Raw genomic sequence first — 17,673 nt, forward strand, 5'->3', positions numbered from 1 at the left:
AGCCTGTCCTGTTCGCGTCTTGGCCGGGCTGCAATCGACCAGATAACGTCACCCCGCGGCGGCGGTGGATGAGCATCCAGGAGAGCCGATAATCGCCCACTTAGACTGCGTTCTGGTTGAGCTATCGGTTGAACTATGTATGGATTACCACACGGTAGTGGCTCCATCGGCAAACTTGAACTGCCAGCATCTAGCGACTGTGCGGCTGGAATTCCTATAGGCGCCACCGTGGCACGCCGTAGTAAATCGCGACAGACGCATTTGGGCGCATAGATAAGAGCAATTAGTCCCAAAATTAATGACCAAATTCGGTGGACTTGGGAGAGCGCCATGCCCATTATTCAACATTAAACGAAATAGGAACTGTCTAATCTTTTAAGGTTTTCTCTTAAAATGAGCGTTGTCTAACTTTTAAATGTTTTCGTTCCTAGGAGATTGATAAATAAAGGGATTTGTGCGTGGCATATTGGCGCGCTGGATGGTGATTGCTCCAGCCCGGCAGACGGACGCGCGGATAACTGACTGATTCTAAAGGATTATAATTTTAGCGTTCAATATTCTATTTTTTTAAAAATCCTCACAATCTCGTCATGTACCATCGCCACGATGCGTCCAGAGGTACGCATAATGTATATTATGTTAAATTGTGTATATTTCTATCTGCTATCCGTTTTGCCACCGAATACGCCGTGTTCACCCATTACTTTCATCGGGTGCTTTCCTGGGCGTTTGCGAACGACCTGACTCATCTTTTCTTCCGGAACGGTCATTTCATACCTCCGGGCTAAGAAATGCCCCTACGAATCCAAGCCTAGAGCTCAGTTTATCTGCGCCCAACGTTAAAGATGATAAGATGGCCAGCATCTTCTTTGCGCGAACCAGGTATGGCAAGGCCTCCAAGGACAAAGGCAGCAAAAGCTCCCGCTTCTAAATCGAAGAGTCGACAGAAACAGGTCGCAAGCCCTATTTCTACGGGTGCGCGAGGCGTTGCGTTCGAGCATCGTGTTCAGGCAGTGCGCCTACTCGCTATGTGCCTTGGCGATCACTGTGCAGGGTTGCGTGAGGGCTTTTTCATCGACGGCCTGCTGTTCCAAGGCAGGACGTTTGGCCATAACACCGACGATCTTGTGATCCAGGCTGTATCTCCTAACACCGGCCAGAAAGCAACCATCAGAATGCAGATGAAGCGTTCGCCCAGGGCGACCGCCAGCAACGAAGCATTCAGAGAGTCCGTGGGGCTCGCTTGGCTCGACTTCAAAGCGCCGACATTCCAACGCGGTGTCGACGACAACCTAATCGTTTATCACGTAGCCAGCTCATCGCACATGGAGAGCGCTGTAGAGGTTGTGAGGCTTGCGTTTGGCTCGCGGTCTCACGAAACCTGGTGCACCCGTGTTCATGCTGAAGGGAGCAATGATCGGAACAGGGCTGCATACGCGGCCATTAGAGCCGCAGCTGAGCACTACAGTGAAGCGCCTGTCTCGGACGAAGACTTGCTGCATTTTGCGATTCACCTGAAGTTCTTCCCTCACGACCTGGACTCGGATCGTAGCCAGGACGTTGGATTGCAGAAGCAACTGATCCAGTACGCGTTGCCGCATAAGGACAGTGGCGCTGTGTGGGCGAAGCTGGTCGGCGTTTGTGCTGAGCTCAATGGCAGCGGCGCAGAAATCGACCTGACCTCACTCCATTTGCACTTGGAAGGACTAGCCCAAGATGTTCACAGGTCGCGGCTTGTGCGTGAAGCCATCAAAGACCTGAGCTTAGGTACCGTAGTTGTCAGCCAAGAGCGGCGCGCACAGCTTGCCCCGTTAGCGGAGTACTTGGAGCCCCTGTTCTCAAGCAGCCGCCCTGACACGAGTACCCTCCTCGCGGATGAACTTCCGCCGGTGAGCCCGGCATCAGATAACACCCTCGCCACTCGCCAGCTGGATCGCATCAGTCAATTCCACAACGACCATCGTTACCGGGATGCGCTGGCGCAGTTGGAGGTGCTCGAAGACGGTCTCTCTACATACGATGCGCACCAACAGGCCCGATGGTATTTCCTACGAGGGATGTGCTTCTGGCATTTGGCTGATGACGTGAAAGCTGCTGCAGACCTCGAAATGGCTGCCAGCCTTTACCTGGACGATGAGCGTATCACGGCGGGTCTTGTCCGGGCATCGATGCTCAAGCATGACGTGCAGAATGCGATTCAGGTTGGACAGGAGGGCATCGCGCGTTTCCCGGACTCATACTCGGTCTGGGTTGCGTTGACCAACGCAAAGCTTCTGAACAGAGAGCAGCTGACGACCGAAGAGATACCTGAGGCATTCCGTGATAAGTCGGGAGCTTGGCAATTGCTGGCTAGCTCAATGGCTGGAGCCGGAGATGATAAAGGCGCTGTGGATGCCATCCGGACAGCAATGGAGCAGTCTGACAGTTCCATTTTCATACTCGAAAACTATCTCCGGTTTGTCCTTCGATTGGTCACTGCCAACCCTTTTCACGTAAATACACGATCGCAGCCCCAAGATCGGCGTGCACTGATCCTTGACGCCATGTCGAGGTTCGATGATCGCGAGGGTGTGTTATGGGCTGAGCAGAGCCCCAGGACAAAATCCGTAATCGTCTTCCACCTGGCTTACGCCCATCTGTTACTGGGTGAGCCAGCTGAAGCGCTGAGCATGATCGAAGCTGGCAGGCAGCGTGGCGTTCCCGAGGATGAATTAACGGTCAGAGTGGAGTTAGAGGCGCTCTGCGATCTCCAGCGTCACAGCGATGCTGTTGCCTGCTGTGCCGATCGAATCGAACAGCTCCCGAATGAAGCGCGGGTGATTTTTGGGCAAGCGTGCCTGATCGCCAACAACCCGGAGATGCTTGCCGCGGCTTACAACGCTCAGGTCGGTCAGCCTGATACGGATGACTCTCGCAAAGCGACCCGAATGCTGCGACATATGCACTGGGAGTTGCTCCTACGCCAAGACCAGCACCAGGCTGTGCGTGGTGAGCTCGCCCATCTGGGTATCACTCCGCAAAACAGCAGTATCTGTGATTGTGTGTTTGCTGCCCGAGCGTATGCGGGTAACGAGGCGATGCGTCAGGCATTCGAAGATCGCGTAGTTGGGCTGGCACCGCATAGCAATGACCTTCTGGATCTATCCATGGCATCGCAATGGATGCTTCACGTGCGGCGTTACGGTGACGCCATCGCGATGTTTGAACGCCTCCTTCCAAGAGACTCGTTCAGTCCCATGCACGTTGATTTACTGCAATGCTACGCGCTCAGTGGTCAGAGATCCAAGGTTCGAGACCTGTTGGAATCGCTTCCGGAGGAATGGCGACACTCAGCAGATGCACGCCAGGTGGCATTGAGTATTTACGGCGAGGCCTGTGACTGGCCAAGAATGCGCGAGATGGCTGAGTTGCTCGTCGCTGAAAGTCCTAGTGAGGCCGCCGGCTGGTTACTGCTCATTCAGGTTCTCGCGAACGAGAGCCCAGGTCGAATGGATGAAGCTCTTGCCAGGTTACCTTCACAGCTGAACGGCTCTGTTCAAGAACAGTTAAAGCTGGCCAACGCAGAGCTCAGCAGAGGTCTGCAGGAGCGTGGCCTTGACCGTATCTACCATGCGATGCGGTTGAATGGGGAGGACGTTGAAGCCGCAGCTGGCCACATCTCTCTCATGTTCCTCGCATCGAAGGAAATTGAAGCCGTTCATGCCCTTCCCTTCACAGTTGAGGAAGGCACCGCTGTCGAGCTTGAAGACAGCACCGGCAAGACTGGATATGTCTCAATCGATTTCGCCTCCGAGCTGCCACTGGCACCTGCGGGTGAGTTCGTTGCCGCGGACTCGCCACGGGCTGCCCGGCTGCTCGGTTTGAAAGTTGGTGATACCACAACCGTCAGCAGTGTGGTGGGTGAGCAGACGCTCACGGTGAAGCGGATCATCACCCTGCATCGACGCCTGATCGACCTATCCTACGAGCGGGTGTCCAATTCGGTTGTCCCGAGCAAGACAGTCGTGGCGATGAGTATTCCAACGCGAGAAGACGGCGAGATCGATGTGTCCTTCTTCGTCGATCAGCTAGAGCAAAAGAAAACTCTGAGCCTTAATACCATCAGCCTGTACGGTCAGCATCATGCCACCCTCGCCCTGCTCGCTCGGCTGCTTGGCACGGATATCATTGAACTGGTGAGGGGCTGGCCTGATGAAGGGGCACTTCTCCAAGTTTCGACAGGCTTAGGCCCCTTCGATGTCTTCCCGGCTGACACATCCCAGGATCAAGCATGGCTCATTGACCTGTCGATGCTGGTGGAGCTTGCAACCCTCGGGTTGCTTGATGTCCTGGAGCTCTTGCCTCGCTTGTACGTCACAGCTGCCACCAAGCAGCTCTTGGACGTAAAGTTAGAGAAATCGGCCCACTATCGAAAGAGCGGTACGCTCTTTTCCCACGATGGCCAACTTGGCATGCAGGAGCTTACTGAGGAAGCCTGGCGCAAGGATCGTGAGTATCTCGAATCAATCGAGACGGCTATCGAAGCGTTCTGTCAGGTGGTTCCGGCATACGGGCCGCCAGAGGCGTCCGAGCAACTGCAGATGCTTGAGGACATCCTGGGCGATGAAGATCATGCAGTTCTGCTCGCTTGCCAAGAGTATAGTGCAGGGCTGTTGTCGATTGATGCGCGGTTACGCGATCTTGCCAGCATGCTGAGTATCGTTGGCGCGTCCACTCAAATGTTGCTAAGGGAGGCTCAACGGGCAGACGAGCTTTCGCAGGAGGAGTATTCCCGTGCCGTTATGCGGCTTGTCATGACCAGGCGTAGCTTTGTTTCGGTTCGAGCGGTGGATCTCATCGTCATGATGAATCAGGGGGAGGCGTTTGCGAATTTCGGCATCAACCGCCTGCGTAGCTATCTGGCTGAAGAACACCTCGCGTTCCACACTGCGGTACCCGTGCTCGTAGACTTTGTGTGCGGAATGTTCACGCAGAACCGTTGCAACCTAGGTGTGATGCTCCAACTGATCGAGTTCTGCTTTGAGCCGTTGTTCAGACACCCTCACTGTCCAGAAGGCTTCCGCCAGCTGGCCATTGAGCAGGTCTTCTTCAAATTCCGCAGCTACAGAATCAGTCCAGCGGCTCGTCGAGCCATTGAGCAAAGCCTGCAAGCGGCTGAACAGCGAGCGGAGCGTCCATGCAAGCTGGTGAAGCTGAATGCGGAGATCACCTACGCCTTCGTAGTCCCATTCTGGTCAGAAGTAGCTCCGTCCATGTTGACTGCCACCGAGGTAAAGACCGGAAGTGAGGTACCTGCACTTGGTTCGGATGGACAGCAAACTGAAGGGCGTGGTGCATGATCTGCCCTCGGTGCGCTGGTCGTAGATCTCACTGGTCGCCGATTTTCATCCAGCCAAAGCCGTTCCAGATTGATGTTTCAACCGGGAACGGCTCTCCAGGGTTAGATAAGGTCATATGGTGAGTAACGGGATACTTGAGCAGCTATTCGGGCAGCTGCCCATCCTCATCCGTTTCGCTCAGGTCGTCTGGACTAATAGGCTCCAGGTTATAATTAAGGAGGACGCCAGCTTTGGAGTCTTGATAAGTAACCAGTTTGTATTTCTGCTCTACTGCAGAGGGGGCTTCGTCGGCGAGCAGACAATCTATGACCGTGTAGTCCACCTGCACAACTCTGGGCCATTTTTCATCTGATCTTCTCCCCGCTTTATTGAAGCCATGCTCAGTGGTCTACAAGGTAGGTCAACGTTGTCTGCCAGGCAGATGCGCCCTACTCCAATCTTTCCTTGATAGGGGTACAACAAGAGCCCCTGATGAAAAAGTGGGGGTAGGCTAACCCCCGCCGGCTTGCAGCGAGCTGAAGCTCTAGGGCTTGGCCGGACGTGGATGCAGTGACCGGCCAGGCTTAAGTCAAAAAAAGTACTCGACTGATGCCATTCATTGAACCCAAACGGATGTCGGGTTTTCGCTTAAGGCCGAATATTCACACGTAACGGTCTTGAAGCCTTCTGGGATAGCCACCGAGCGCAGATAAGACACTTTTCTCCACTCGAACCCTGCAAACTCATCTAGGGTTGGAGCAACAAGAGCCAAGCGTTTATCGGCGTCCAGAAATACCATGATTGTTGTGGAGCTATCGATATTCGCGCAAGGAGATTACTGGTTAATTTTCCTTAGCCATTGCATTTGACGTCCTGGCGAAATTCCGAGCAAGGTCATTGCTTCCGGCCAAACCGTTTGAGGTTTCCAGCTGCGTTTCCATCGCTTCGACTGGGCTGACTGGGCTTTTGGCCCAGTCAACCCTCTTACGGGCGCAACTCACTCACCCCCTCCACCGCTCCCTCGCCAACGCGCGAACTCGCTTTTTTCAAGCCTGTTCTTCAAAACAAAGCTGCTCCAAGGTGTTAAGTAATGTTATATAAAAATTAACTTAACATTATCTGATCGTTGGACGATGATCCTTTCGACATCCATGACGCCCTGAAAAAAATACAAAACGGGACGGGAACCAAGATCCCCTGTATCGACACCGGGGACATTGCGCCGCGGTGGCACCATCCCAAGGGCCAGCGAAACGCGCGCCAAGTAATCACTCCTGCAGGCATCGGAACGCAGGACCTCCTAAAACAAAAACAATAGGACATAACTCATGCATAGATTCATTTCACGTCCCGCGATCGGGCTGTTGTTTTCTGTAGCGCTACTGGCCTCCGCCGTCAGTGCCGCGCCGTTACCTGCCGCGACCGAGGGCGACTGGGTTGCACCGCAGTTCACCTTCCATACCGGTGAGAAACTCGCCAACTTCAAACTGCACTACATCACCCTTGGCAATCCCAAAAATCCCGCCATCCTCTTTCTGCACGGCACCTATCGGCCAGGCAGCGATATGCTGAGCAAGGATTTTGGCGGGGAGCTGTTCGGCCCTGGTCAGCCGCTGGATGCAAGCAAGTACTACATCATTTCCACCGATGGCATTGGCGTAGGCCAGTCAAGCAAACCATCGGACGGCTTGCGCACCCGGTTTCCGACGTACAACTACGACGACATGGTTCAAGCCCAGTATCGCTTGGTCACCGAAGGCCTGGGTATCAAGCACCTGAGGCTGATCATCGGCAACTCCATGGGCGGCATGCAAACCTGGATGTGGGGCCAGAACTGGCCGCAGATGATGGATGCGCTGGTGCCCATGGCGTCTCAACCCACCGAAATGTCATCCCGCAACTGGATGATGCGCCGCTTGCTGGTCGAGTCAATCAAGCAAGACCCGGCCTGGAACAACGGCAACTACAGCGCGCAACCGCCGTCCCTACGCTTGGCCAACGCGATGTTCAGCATCGCTACCAGTGGCGGTACTCTGGCGTATCAGGCGGCTGCCCCGACCCGCGCTCAGGCCGACAAACTGGTGGATGAACGCCTCAGCGCTGCACAAACCGCCGACGCCAATGACTTTATCTACCAATGGCAATCTTCCGCCGACTTCAACGCAGCCCCCGGTCTGAAGAAAATCCAGGCGCCGGTGCTGGCCATCAATTCGGCGGACGATGAGCGCATCCCACCGGAAACAGGCCTGATGCAGGCCTCGATGAAAGAACTCAAGCACGCACGGCTATTACTTATCCCCGCCAGTGCCGACACCCGTGGTCACGGCACCACGAGCATGGCGAAGTTCTATAGCAAGGAACTCGGGCAGTTTATGCGCGAGACTGAAAAGGTGAAATAAATCCGCCCCCTCGCCCCAGCTTCAGCTCAAAAGTCCGCCACCTTGCCCCAGGCAGACGTTTGAAAACGGTCCGGGTGATAAGGACGCGGATCAACAATGGGGCTCACACCGCTGACAATATCGGCAATAAGATGACCCGCGCCCGGTCCAATGCCAAAGCCATGCCCGCTGAACCCGGCCGCGATCACCAGCCCCGGCAGGCTGGCCATTTCGCCGATACCGGGAACGCCGTCTGGCGTACTGTCCACGTAACCGGCCCAGGACGCCTTGATCGACGTACCCTGCAGTGCCGGCACCAATTCCACCGCGCGCTTGTAAGTCAGCGCAACTGCGGAGGCGTCAGCGCTTGGGTCGAGAATGCGCATTCTCTCCATCGGCGTGGGCTGGTCCAGGCGCCAGCGCTTCAAACTTTCGTGGCCTGCTTGCCAGCCTTCCAGCCCCCCAGGCGCAAGGTTGCGCCAGCGGCGCTGAAACATTGGCAGGAATTGTGTAGAGAACCTCAGCAACTGCGGCGTGATATCGACTCGCCCCCGGCCACTGATCGCCAGCGTGTAACTGCCATCAAAGCGGCGGGTCATGGACGCGCCGGTGGTATGCAGCGCACTGGGAATTTCCTGGCTTGGTGCGGTGACCGAAAGTACGGTCTGACGAATCGTCGCTTGCGGGAAGCGAATACCATACTGGCGACAGAACGAAGATGCCCAGGCGCCTGCGGCAAGCACCGCGAGCCGGGTGCGGATGGTGCCTTTTTCGGTGACGACTGCCGACAAGCGACCGCCTTCGGTCTCGACGCCCCGCACGGCGCAGTCCTGATGAACGCTACTGCCCAGTGCCATGATCGCGCGCGCGACTGCGGGGGCTGCGCGGGACGGATCGGCAATGCCATCGGTGGGCGCAAACACCCCGCCTTTCCAAGGCTTACCCGTCGCCCTGCCCCGTTCGGCGGCCTGCTCGGCGGTGAGCATCTGGGTCTGCACGTTGACAGTGCGCGCAAACTCGCCCCAGCGCGCCCACCCTTCCAGCTCCTGGTCGTTGTTGCTCAGGTAGAGCAAGCCGCACCGCGTAAAGCCGGTCTGTTCACCGGATTGCTCGGCGAATTGCTCCCACAGTTCCAGGCTTTTGGTGGCCATCGGTAATTCACGCGCATCGCGATTCTGCTGACGGCACCAGCCCCAGTTACGGCTTGACTGCTCGGCGCCTATGCGGCCCTTTTCGACCAGCGCGACCTTCATGCCGCGCCTGGCAAGGTAATAGGCGGTAAACGCACCGATGATACCGCCGCCGATCACAACCACATCGGCCTCCGCCGGCAGATCTGCAGAGGTATGCACGGGAGTTAAAGGTGCTGGCATGTTCTGGTTATCCACATGAGTTCAAAAGAGAAACCTGTTGCTAGAGCCCGACCAGTCCGGCCAGCCCTCCGATATCCGCGATCTGGTGGTAGCCGAAAGCAGCGTTGGCCGGCTGTTCATGCCCCCGGGCCACGAAGGCTTTGTGCTTGATCTTCATGTCGTGGGCCGACATCAGGTCATAGCGGAAGCTCGACGAAACGTGCAGCACATCCTCTGGCCCGCAGCCCAGGTTATCGAGCATGAATTCGAACGCCGCCAGACGTGGCTTGTAGGCCTGGGCCTGCTGGGCGGTGAAGACCTTGTGAAACGGTGCGCCGAGCTTGTCGACGTTTGACATGATCTGTTCGTCCATGGCGTTGGAAAAAATCACCAGGGGAATCTTGCCAGCGATTTTCGCCAAACCCGCCGGCACATCAGGATGCGGCCCCCAGGTCGGCACGGCGTCGTAATACACCTGGCCTTCGTCGCGGTATTCGATGCCCCAACGCTTGCACGTGCGCGCCAAGGCTATCTTGAGAATCTGGTCATAAGGCAGCCAGTCACCCATGACCTGGTCCAGGCGATAGGCCGCGTAGTCCTTGATGAATTGTTCCATCCGCTCAACCGGTATGCGATCGGCAAACAGATCGCGCGTCAGGGCTGCGGTTTTGAAATTGGTCAATGTGCCGTAGCAGTCGAAGGTGATGTACTTGGGGCGAAGATCGCTCATGAATGCGGTCCTTGATCAGTGATGAGGTCATTACGGCGCAAACCGCTGTGGTGTGCCGAGCATCTGGTCCTCATGGGTTTATTACACCATCATGAGGCCGTAAATAAGCGCTTAAACGCAGGGCTGTCTGGTACAAAACGCCGTTTAACAGGCCCGCCTCGGCAGACTTTATCGAGGCGCCTGGGTGGGCTTCACAACTCGGCAAAAACGCTTTCCAAGGCGTCTAGCAGGCGACCCGCCTCCCTTGCTGTCCAGATCAAGGGCGGGCGAATTTTCAGAATGCTCGCATCGGGTCCGGTGGCGGAAATGAGCACCCTTTTTTCCCGCAGATGGTTGACCAGGCGCAGAGCGGTCTGCATGTCAGGCGTTTTGCTGGCCCTGTCCTTTACCAGCTCGACGGCGAAGTACATGCCGGTGCCTCGCACGTCGCCAATCTGCTCATACCGCGCAGCCAGGTCTTTAAGGCCCGCCATGATCAGGCTGCCCACACGGTTGGCGTTGGCCATCAACTGCTCTTCGGTAATGACATCCAGCGTTGCCTGGGCGGCCGCAATCGCCACGCTGTTGCCGCCAAAGGTATTGAAATAGCGCATGTCGCGACCGAAGCTTGCGACCACCTCCGGACGCACCATCAACCCCGCCACCGGGTAGCCGTTACCCATGGGTTTGCCCATGGTGATGATGTCCGGCTCCACCGCGTGGCGCTGATGCCCCCAGAAATGCGTGCCGCTGCGACCGAACCCTGACTGGACCTCATCGGCGATGAACAGGCCTCCAGCCTTGCGCACCACCTCGGCGATCGGCCCGAATACATCGACCGGATCACAGAAAACGCCATCGGACGAGAACAGGCAGTCGGCAATGAACGCCGCGACGCCGCCGCCATGGCGCTGGATATCGCGGATCTGTGCCGCCACCTGGTCGGCCATGTAGCGACCCAGTGCTTCACGTGGGATGCGATAGGAGTCCGGAGCAGGCACCCGGCGCACGAACGGGTCGAGCTTGGCATTGATACCCAGCGACGGCGAAAAGGCTGCCACGGTCGCCGAGTTGCCGTGGTAGGCCTCGGCGGTGACGATGACCCCCGTATTGCCAGTGTGATGCCGTGCAATGCGGATGGCAAGATCGTTGGCTTCCGAACCGCTGCACGTGAACATCAAGTGCCCGTCGGCGCCCATCTCTCCGTCCGCCGTGGCGCGCAGCTGCTCGGCGTAGTCAAGAATGCCGTCCTGCATGTAACGAGTATGGCTGCACAGCTTATTCATCTGCTCAGTGATCGCGGCGATAACGCGCGGATTGCAATGCCCCACCGACACCACATTGTTGTAGGCATCCAGGTACTCGTTGCCGTCCTTGTCGTACAGGTAAGCCCCTTTGCCACGCACGACACCCACCGGCTCGTTATAGAACAATCGATAGGCAGGCCCCAGCAAATCGGTCCGACGCTGAATATGTTCACGTGCAGCAGCGTCGAGGCGATCAACGTTGGCAGGGTTGAAGCCGTTGGGCATGTCACCACGGATGGCCTGGATGTTTGAGTTGCTCATTTAAAACCCCCTAAGCAATGGATGAATCAGTGGGCGAAGTCCATCAGAAGCGCTGATATCTGTGACGGTGACCGGTTAAGCATCCAGTCCAGCTGGCCCCATCCGGGCGCCGCGTTCCTCAAGATGTAGGCACTGTTCTGCGGGAAAAGCTGCGAGCGCCAGGTGGTAATCAACGCTCTGGCAACCAGGCGCGCCATGGCCAGGTGCGGGATAAGGGCCAGCTCCTCAGGCGTGAGGTCGGCAACGTGCAGGTAGCCTTTGAGCAGATCCTTGGCGGGGGCAAAAATGTCGAGGTCCTGGCCGGGGTGCACTGCGAGCAACTGGTTCATCATGGCAGTGGACACATCGATGGCAATGGCGGTCTTGACCGTGTCGCCGAAATCGATGATCGCCCCGACGCACTGCGGGCGATGGGCATCGATGACGATGTTCGAGGTATTGAAGTCGTTATGCAGTACTTGTTGTCGGCACCCGGCGATCAACCCCTCGACCTCGCCAAAGCGTTCGAGCGCCCGCTCCAGCGAGTGCCGACGCGCGGGCTCGACGACACCATTGAGCAGGGGCTCAAGCACACGCAGGTGCTGCACATCCCAGCACACCTTGCGGGACGCTGCCGGGTGGGCGAAGTCGGCAGTCGCCAGCCTGAGGTGCGCGAGCAATTGGCCGATCTGCTCGCGCCCCTGGGTATTGAGGGTGGTTTTATCCAAGGGTGTGCCTGGCAGAAAGCTCAGAAGCCTCACCTGCCTTGATTCACCACTTTCCGTTACGACGGGGGTCAGGTACCCGCCGTCCAGCGTGGGGTAAACCCTGGGAATCGGCAATTGGGGCGCCCTGCGCCCAATATGCTGCATGACTTCGATTTGCAGCGAGAGCTCAACAGGAGCTTCCTGCGGGTTAGCGATCTTGAGCACATAAGACTGACCGCTTGAACAATCGCAGCGAAACGTATCGTCTTTTTCTGTGGCGAAGCGCGTCAACTGCGCGCTGATACCAAATTGCTCCAGCACAATGCGCCGGCCTTCTTCCAGCGACACTGGCGTGAAAGGCGCCGCCAAATCGCCCTGCAAGGCGATAAGGCTTTCGCTGAATTCTTCTTTTCCAATCACTTGCATCGCTGGACTCCTGAACCTGGAAGCCGTGCATGGCACGACGTCGATGCGCAGATATTGTGCTACAACTATTTTTATTGGAAGCGAAGATTTTGGCTGAAAGGCCTGATTTGCAGGTGATATCTTTTAAAAAGTCTTAATAATCATACGGATGAAATGATATGAAAAAATATTGAAAAATAAAATTGTTGTACAAATTAAAAAGAAGCTTGGTGGCTTACTGGTGTGCGCACACCCAGTCGTACTAGAATCGCGCACTCTACCGAGCCCCAACCCCCGTCGTGGTTACCATGATTCTTTCCAGCGCGAACATCGAAACATCCCCAGCCAGGCTCTCGGCGGTCGAAGCACTGGCCGCGAAGCTCAAGGCCAGGATCCTGAACGGTGACTTCGAGCCAGGCGAATTCCTTCGGGACGTCAAGATGGCGGAAGAGTACGAAGTGGCGCGCAACACGTTTCGCAGTGCGGCACAGTTGCTGGTGTCATTCGGCTTGCTGCTGAAAGTGCCTCATCGCGGATTCTGCATACCCGAGTTCGGCCCGGACGACGTCGTCGACATCGCCCGGCTGCGCGGGGTACTGGAAACTGAAGCGGTGCGCATGATTATCCTCAATGGAACGGTCCCGGCTGATGCGCTGGACGCCGTGGAAAGACTGCGCAATGCCGCACCCGATACCCCACGCTCCGACATTGTCACCGCTGATGGTGATTTCCACCGGGCGATCATCCGCGCCAGTGGCAGCGCACGCCTGCAGCGCAGCTATGCCATGCTGGAAAGCGAGATTGAACTGCTGCTGGTGCTGCAACAGCCGTGTTATGAGGACCCTAAGCAAATCGTCAAGGACCATGAGCACTTGATAGCCTGCCTTCGCAGTCGCGACTTCGAAACAGCCCGCACGGCGTTTGTCGAGCATTGGGAGGATTTGAGCGCCAAGCTGTTACGCGCACAGTTCGAGCGACGGCAATCGCTGTGAAGCCGTGCAACATCGTTTGTCATTCCATGCTGGGACATTGCACCCCTACGCCCTACCCCTCACATCAAAAAAACGGACCTTTTCAACGCAAAGGCGTCAAACCTGGGTATCGCTACCACCGATCAGCCTCATAAGCCCTCGACCCAGGACAACCCATGACCTTCTTCATTTTCCTTCTAGCCTGCTGCGCCGCCGGAGCAACCGGCATCATCTTCAAGCCGGGAGCATGGTACGAATCTCTTGAAAAACCGAGCTTCACCCCGCCTGACTGGGCGTTTCCGGTGGCGTGGACGACGATTTATCTGCTTCTCGCCTGGGCAGGCTATCGCCTGACGCTGATCCCCGGCAGCGAGAGCGTGCTGGCCTTGTGGGCGGCTCAAATTGCGCTGAATACGTTGTGGACGCCGGTATTCTTTGGCGCGAACCGCCTCTTTGCTGCGATGGTTGTTCTGGTTTTGTTGTGGATCGTGGTTGCCGCGATGATCGTAATGGCCTTGCAACTGGACATCATCACCGGGCTGATTTTGTTCCCCTACCTGGTCTGGCTCTCGGTGGCAGCGGCGCTGAATTTTTCCATTCTGCGCCACAACCGATAAGTGCCTGGCGCTAACTGCCTTATGCTTTCCGAAGAATATGAGCGGAATGTCGATTAACTGAATCATGTGCGCCAAGGACGGCCAGCATTAGCAGCTAATCTGTTCCGCTCATCTCGGCATTCATAAGGCGCTACAGCGCGTAACGCCGACAATGCTCAAGGTAGCCTTGCTCGTGACTGCCGACCAGTTGAACGACGCTCGACCATAGCCAGGAGGGAGCGTCCAGGGTATCGGACCGATTGGCTTGCAGATCCCTGATCCACGCCGCGCGTGTGGCCAGGTCCATCTGTCTGGCGTGGGCGTTACCAACCACTTTTGCGAGATACGCTGCGGCCTGCATGGCCTCTTGCTCAGTGAGCTCATCAAGTTCCAGCTTCATGTCCTGAGGAAGCAGCTCACGTATGAAGAACGAATGATCCAGCATTCGTACGGCAACCATTCGGCTACCCAGGCCGGGAGACAGGTTCCGGGCGCCCTCCACTACCCGTTTGCCATTGTCTCTGGGCATGCGAGCCCTTGCCGTACGTGGGGCCGCCGCTGCGACGGCTTCCTTGACGTCGAGCAAGCAGAACTCTTCATCCTCTTCATCGCCAACACCCATTAGCACCGCATAGCGAAGCAGCCCCAGAGAGCTACATCCTTTTACCCAATAGGCGGAGTCGAGTAAGCGCACACGGTCATCCTGGGACCGGCCTTTGAGCGATGTCACCAGCGCATGAATCTCCGGTGTCTCACAAAGCTCCTTGATTGCATCGCGTTCCGCACGTGACAGTTGCCAGAAATGCTTGCCAAGCGGAATGGTCGGTTGTGTACCTTCGAAGCGTTCTTTGGCAAGGTGCTTCCACGTGCGTTGTACCGCGCTACGCATTCCGGCTTTCACTTGCGCAGGACGATCGGGCTCTTCATCGTCGTCGCCCAAAAAAGCTTCTTCGTAGCCCTGCATCATCTCTTCCAGCATTCTTGCCGTGGTAACGCCGGGCAGATCCGAGCCACGAGCAGCCGTCGCTAACGACAACCCCAGCCTCACCAGGTCATGGGCAGGATTACCGATGACGGCTTGATCGAGGTCGCGGATATGCATGTCGATGCGCCCTCTCGAATCCCCTGTGGGCCCCAGATTGCCGGCATGACAATCGCCACAGATCCAGACCGGCGGACCGCTGGGCAGACGTCTCCCCGACTGGCTGTGAAGCCACTCATAGAACTGCGCGGTATTGCCTCGAACGAACGCGTGCGCAGATCGCGCCATTTTTAGATTGCGTAGATTGATGAGGGATTTGAGACGTGTATTGGGACGAGGCGTTTTCATCGGAAAACCTTGAAGAGGGTTATTCCATTGACTCTTCATGTGACACGAATGTTTCAAGATATTTCATGTCTGATCGCTATTTGTCTTCAGCGTCCAAGCCGGACTCAAACTGCCTCAAGCCCTTTGCCCCCCGCAAACTGGCGAGGTCGACCGTCAACAAGAGAAAGCAGTGTGTATTCCCGGTCAAAGCGGTCCAGACGACCAGACCGGGAATACACCTGCACACAACGTTACAGCTTGAACTGCGCAACCATGGTGTTGAACGAAGTCGCCAGACGCGACAGCTCCTGACTGGATGCACTCGTCTGGTTGGCGCCCGCGGCCGACTGTGCGCTCAGCTCCTGAATGTTGACCAGGTTGCGATCCACTTCGCGTGCGACCTGGGCCTGTTCTTCGGACGCCGAGGCAATCACCATGTTGCGCTCGTTGATCATCCCCACGCCGCTAGTTATTTTTTCCAGAGCGCTGCCGGCGCGCTGAGCGAGTTCCTGGGTGCTGGTGGCCGTCGCCAGGCTTTTGCTCATTGCAGCGACCGCACCGTCGGCACCGGACTGCACGGTACCGATCATGCCTTCGATTTCCACCGTTGAAGCCTGGGTGCGGTGCGCCAGAGCGCGCACTTCGTCGGCTACCACAGCAAACCCTCTGCCTTGCTCACCGGCGCGTGCAGCCTCGATGGCGGCGTTCAGCGCGAGCAGGTTGGTCTGTTCCGCGATACTGCGGATGACCTCAAGCACTTTGCTGATATCCCGGACGTGGCCAGCAAGCGTAGTGACAGATCCCGTCGACTCGGTAATCTCGCTGACCATCGTGCCGATGCCCTTGACGGTGTTATCTACCTGGCCACGACCTTTGGCGGCGTCGGTTGCCAGTGATTTCGACTCCTCCGACGTAGACACCGCATTGCGGGCTACCTCTTCAACAGCCGCTGTCATTTCGTTCACTGCCGTTGCAGCCTGTTGAATCTCGTCATTTTGCCGAGTAAGGCCGCGAGTACTTTCTTCGGTGACCGCGCCAAGCTCTTCGGCTGCGGAGGCAAGCTGATCGGACGCGCTGGAAATCTCCTGAATCGTGCGTTTCAAATTGCCCTGCATCGTGCCGATCGCATTGAGCAGGTGCCCCGCTTCATCGCCTCGGGTGCTGGAAACGCTCTGGGTCAAGTCACCCGATGCAATACGTTGTGCAACTTCGATAGCGCTTCTCAGTGGTCCGGTAATCATACGAGTGATCAGAATACCCAACATGATCGCCACCACAAACGCGATGACAATACCCGCCGTCAGCATGAATACCGAAGTGCTTTGCAACCTGTCAGCGGCCTCTGCACCCTCTTTGATCTGGCGCTTGTTGGAGTCGATCATGATCTGCAGGTAACCGCGAGCCTTATTGAACTCCCCATCGGCCAGCGCGTTGAGACGATTGCGCGCGTCTTCCAGTTTGCCTGCCTGCTGCAGGTCAAAGATGTTCTGGGAAGCAGACATGTAGGCTGGCATCAAGGCGTCGTACTGATCACCCGCTGCACGTTCATCGTCCTCCAGTGGAGTCGCGCGGTAGATGGCATAGACTTTCTGCGCACGCTCCAGCTCGGCATTGATACTTTGGCGCATTTTCTCCGCCGTGGCCGTGTCCTTGGCATCGAGCAAACGGTAAAGCCCGCGGTTATGCGTGGTCAGGGCGGTCATCGTCTCGTTGGTGTTGGCCACTGAAACCAGATTATTCGAGAACGTCAGCTCAAGGGCATCGGAAAGCCGGTTGATACCGAGCATCCCCAAACCACCCACAGCCGATGTGATCATGGCGCAAACGATGAACGCGGCCATGAGTTTTTTAGCGAAACTGGTGCGATTTATCATGTTCATTGATTATCCATCATCTTTAAGTAAACGGCTGTCACTACCCGGAAGCCCAGCGGTGCTCATGTAAGCAGTAACAAGAGGGTTATGCGCGCTACTGCTATAAATCGCTCATCGTTCTATGAAAGCTAGCTATCCAATTATTGTGCCAACGTTGAAACTTGATTTCGCTAGGCGAAAGGTGCTCTAGCGTCGTTATAACGCGGGCACTAGACCGTGAATTTCACAGGTCTTCAAGGATAGAAATCTTAATCATTTAGCGCTGATTTTCTGCGATCTATGATCTTATCGGCATGGGGAGGATTTTCTAAATAGGAATGAAATCTTAGATCACGTCCATTGGATGTCTTCACTAAAGCACACTGCGATTACGCCTATCCGTTGATAACGGTGTGCGGGCGGTGATCGCTAGAGCCAGTAACCTGCAAGTACAGATAGCTTCCTTTGCTGTAGCTCCCGACTCTTCATGGTCACACCGCCCCAGGCCCGCCAAGACAGAGGGCACAT

10 protein-coding genes and 1 pseudogene are annotated in these 17,673 nt (G+C 56.5%); 4 read left to right on the forward strand and 7 right to left on the reverse strand.

All coding sequences use genetic code 11. The features are described from left to right. Window positions 1-1,013 precede the first annotated feature (1,013 nt). Both P406_RS05175 and P406_RS05185 read left to right on the forward strand, forming a co-directional pair. Window positions 1,014-5,339: a tetratricopeptide repeat protein gene (locus tag P406_RS05175; protein WP_144431187.1), complete on the forward strand. Its 4,326-nt coding sequence runs from the start codon at window positions 1,014-1,016 to the stop codon at window positions 5,337-5,339. Between the two features lie 1,307 nt (window positions 5,340-6,646). Further along, entirely contained in the window at window positions 6,647-7,717 is a 1,071-nt protein-coding gene (locus tag P406_RS05185) for an alpha/beta fold hydrolase (RefSeq protein ID WP_046235540.1), read from the forward strand. Window positions 7,718-7,743: 26 nt separating this feature from the next. On the opposite strand, the gene P406_RS05190 is transcribed toward P406_RS05185, so the two are convergent. From P406_RS05190 to P406_RS05205, 4 genes are all read right to left on the reverse strand, one after another. Then, window positions 7,744-9,069, reverse strand: coding sequence for an NAD(P)/FAD-dependent oxidoreductase (locus tag P406_RS05190; protein ID WP_032698527.1), 1,326 nt, complete (start codon window positions 9,067-9,069; stop codon window positions 7,744-7,746). A gap of 40 nt (window positions 9,070-9,109) precedes the next feature. Beyond that, window positions 9,110-9,778, reverse strand: a complete 669-nt coding sequence (locus P406_RS05195) for a haloacid dehalogenase type II (protein WP_046235541.1) — start codon at window positions 9,776-9,778, stop codon at window positions 9,110-9,112. A 191-nt stretch (window positions 9,779-9,969) separates the two neighbouring features. After that, a complete protein-coding gene (locus tag P406_RS05200) occupies window positions 9,970-11,325 on the reverse strand; it encodes an aspartate aminotransferase family protein (RefSeq protein ID WP_046235542.1) in 1,356 nt (451 codons plus the stop codon). A 26-nt stretch (window positions 11,326-11,351) separates the two neighbouring features. Then, the gene (locus P406_RS05205; protein ID WP_046235543.1) at window positions 11,352-12,437 is read right to left on the reverse strand and encodes a phosphotransferase; all 1,086 of its coding nucleotides are present in this window, start codon (window positions 12,435-12,437) and stop codon (window positions 11,352-11,354) included. Window positions 12,438-12,724: 287 nt separating this feature from the next. Here P406_RS05205 and P406_RS05210 point away from each other — a divergent pair, with 287 nt between their 5' ends. Together P406_RS05210 and tspO are read left to right on the forward strand one after the other, a co-directional pair. Further along, entirely contained in the window at window positions 12,725-13,408 is a 684-nt protein-coding gene (locus P406_RS05210) for a GntR family transcriptional regulator (RefSeq protein WP_024692534.1), read from the forward strand. Between the two features lie 155 nt (window positions 13,409-13,563). Then, a complete protein-coding gene (gene tspO, locus P406_RS05215) occupies window positions 13,564-14,004 on the forward strand; it encodes a tryptophan-rich sensory protein TspO (RefSeq protein WP_046235544.1) in 441 nt (146 codons plus the stop codon). 130 nt (window positions 14,005-14,134) lie between these two features. On the opposite strand, the gene P406_RS05220 is transcribed toward tspO, so the two are convergent. The 3 genes and pseudogenes from P406_RS05220 to P406_RS30100 form a co-directional block, all read right to left on the reverse strand. After that, window positions 14,135-15,313 (reverse strand): DUF2252 domain-containing protein, encoded by a 1,179-nt coding sequence (locus P406_RS05220; RefSeq protein WP_024960363.1) that lies wholly within the window; start codon window positions 15,311-15,313, stop codon window positions 14,135-14,137. Window positions 15,314-15,543: 230 nt separating this feature from the next. Further along, window positions 15,544-16,407: a methyl-accepting chemotaxis protein gene (locus P406_RS30095; RefSeq protein WP_370737588.1), complete on the reverse strand. Its 864-nt coding sequence runs from the start codon at window positions 16,405-16,407 to the stop codon at window positions 15,544-15,546. Then, window positions 16,402-17,172, reverse strand: a pseudogene (locus tag P406_RS30100) (MCP four helix bundle domain-containing protein); the annotation flags it as partial. The gene P406_RS30095 and the pseudogene P406_RS30100, both read right to left, overlap by 6 nt. Window positions 17,173-17,673 lie beyond the last annotated feature (501 nt).

The sequence above is a fragment of the Pseudomonas syringae pv. coryli str. NCPPB 4273 genome (assembly GCF_000972175.1).
GTDB classification, from domain to species: domain Bacteria; phylum Pseudomonadota; class Gammaproteobacteria; order Pseudomonadales; family Pseudomonadaceae; genus Aquipseudomonas; species Aquipseudomonas syringae.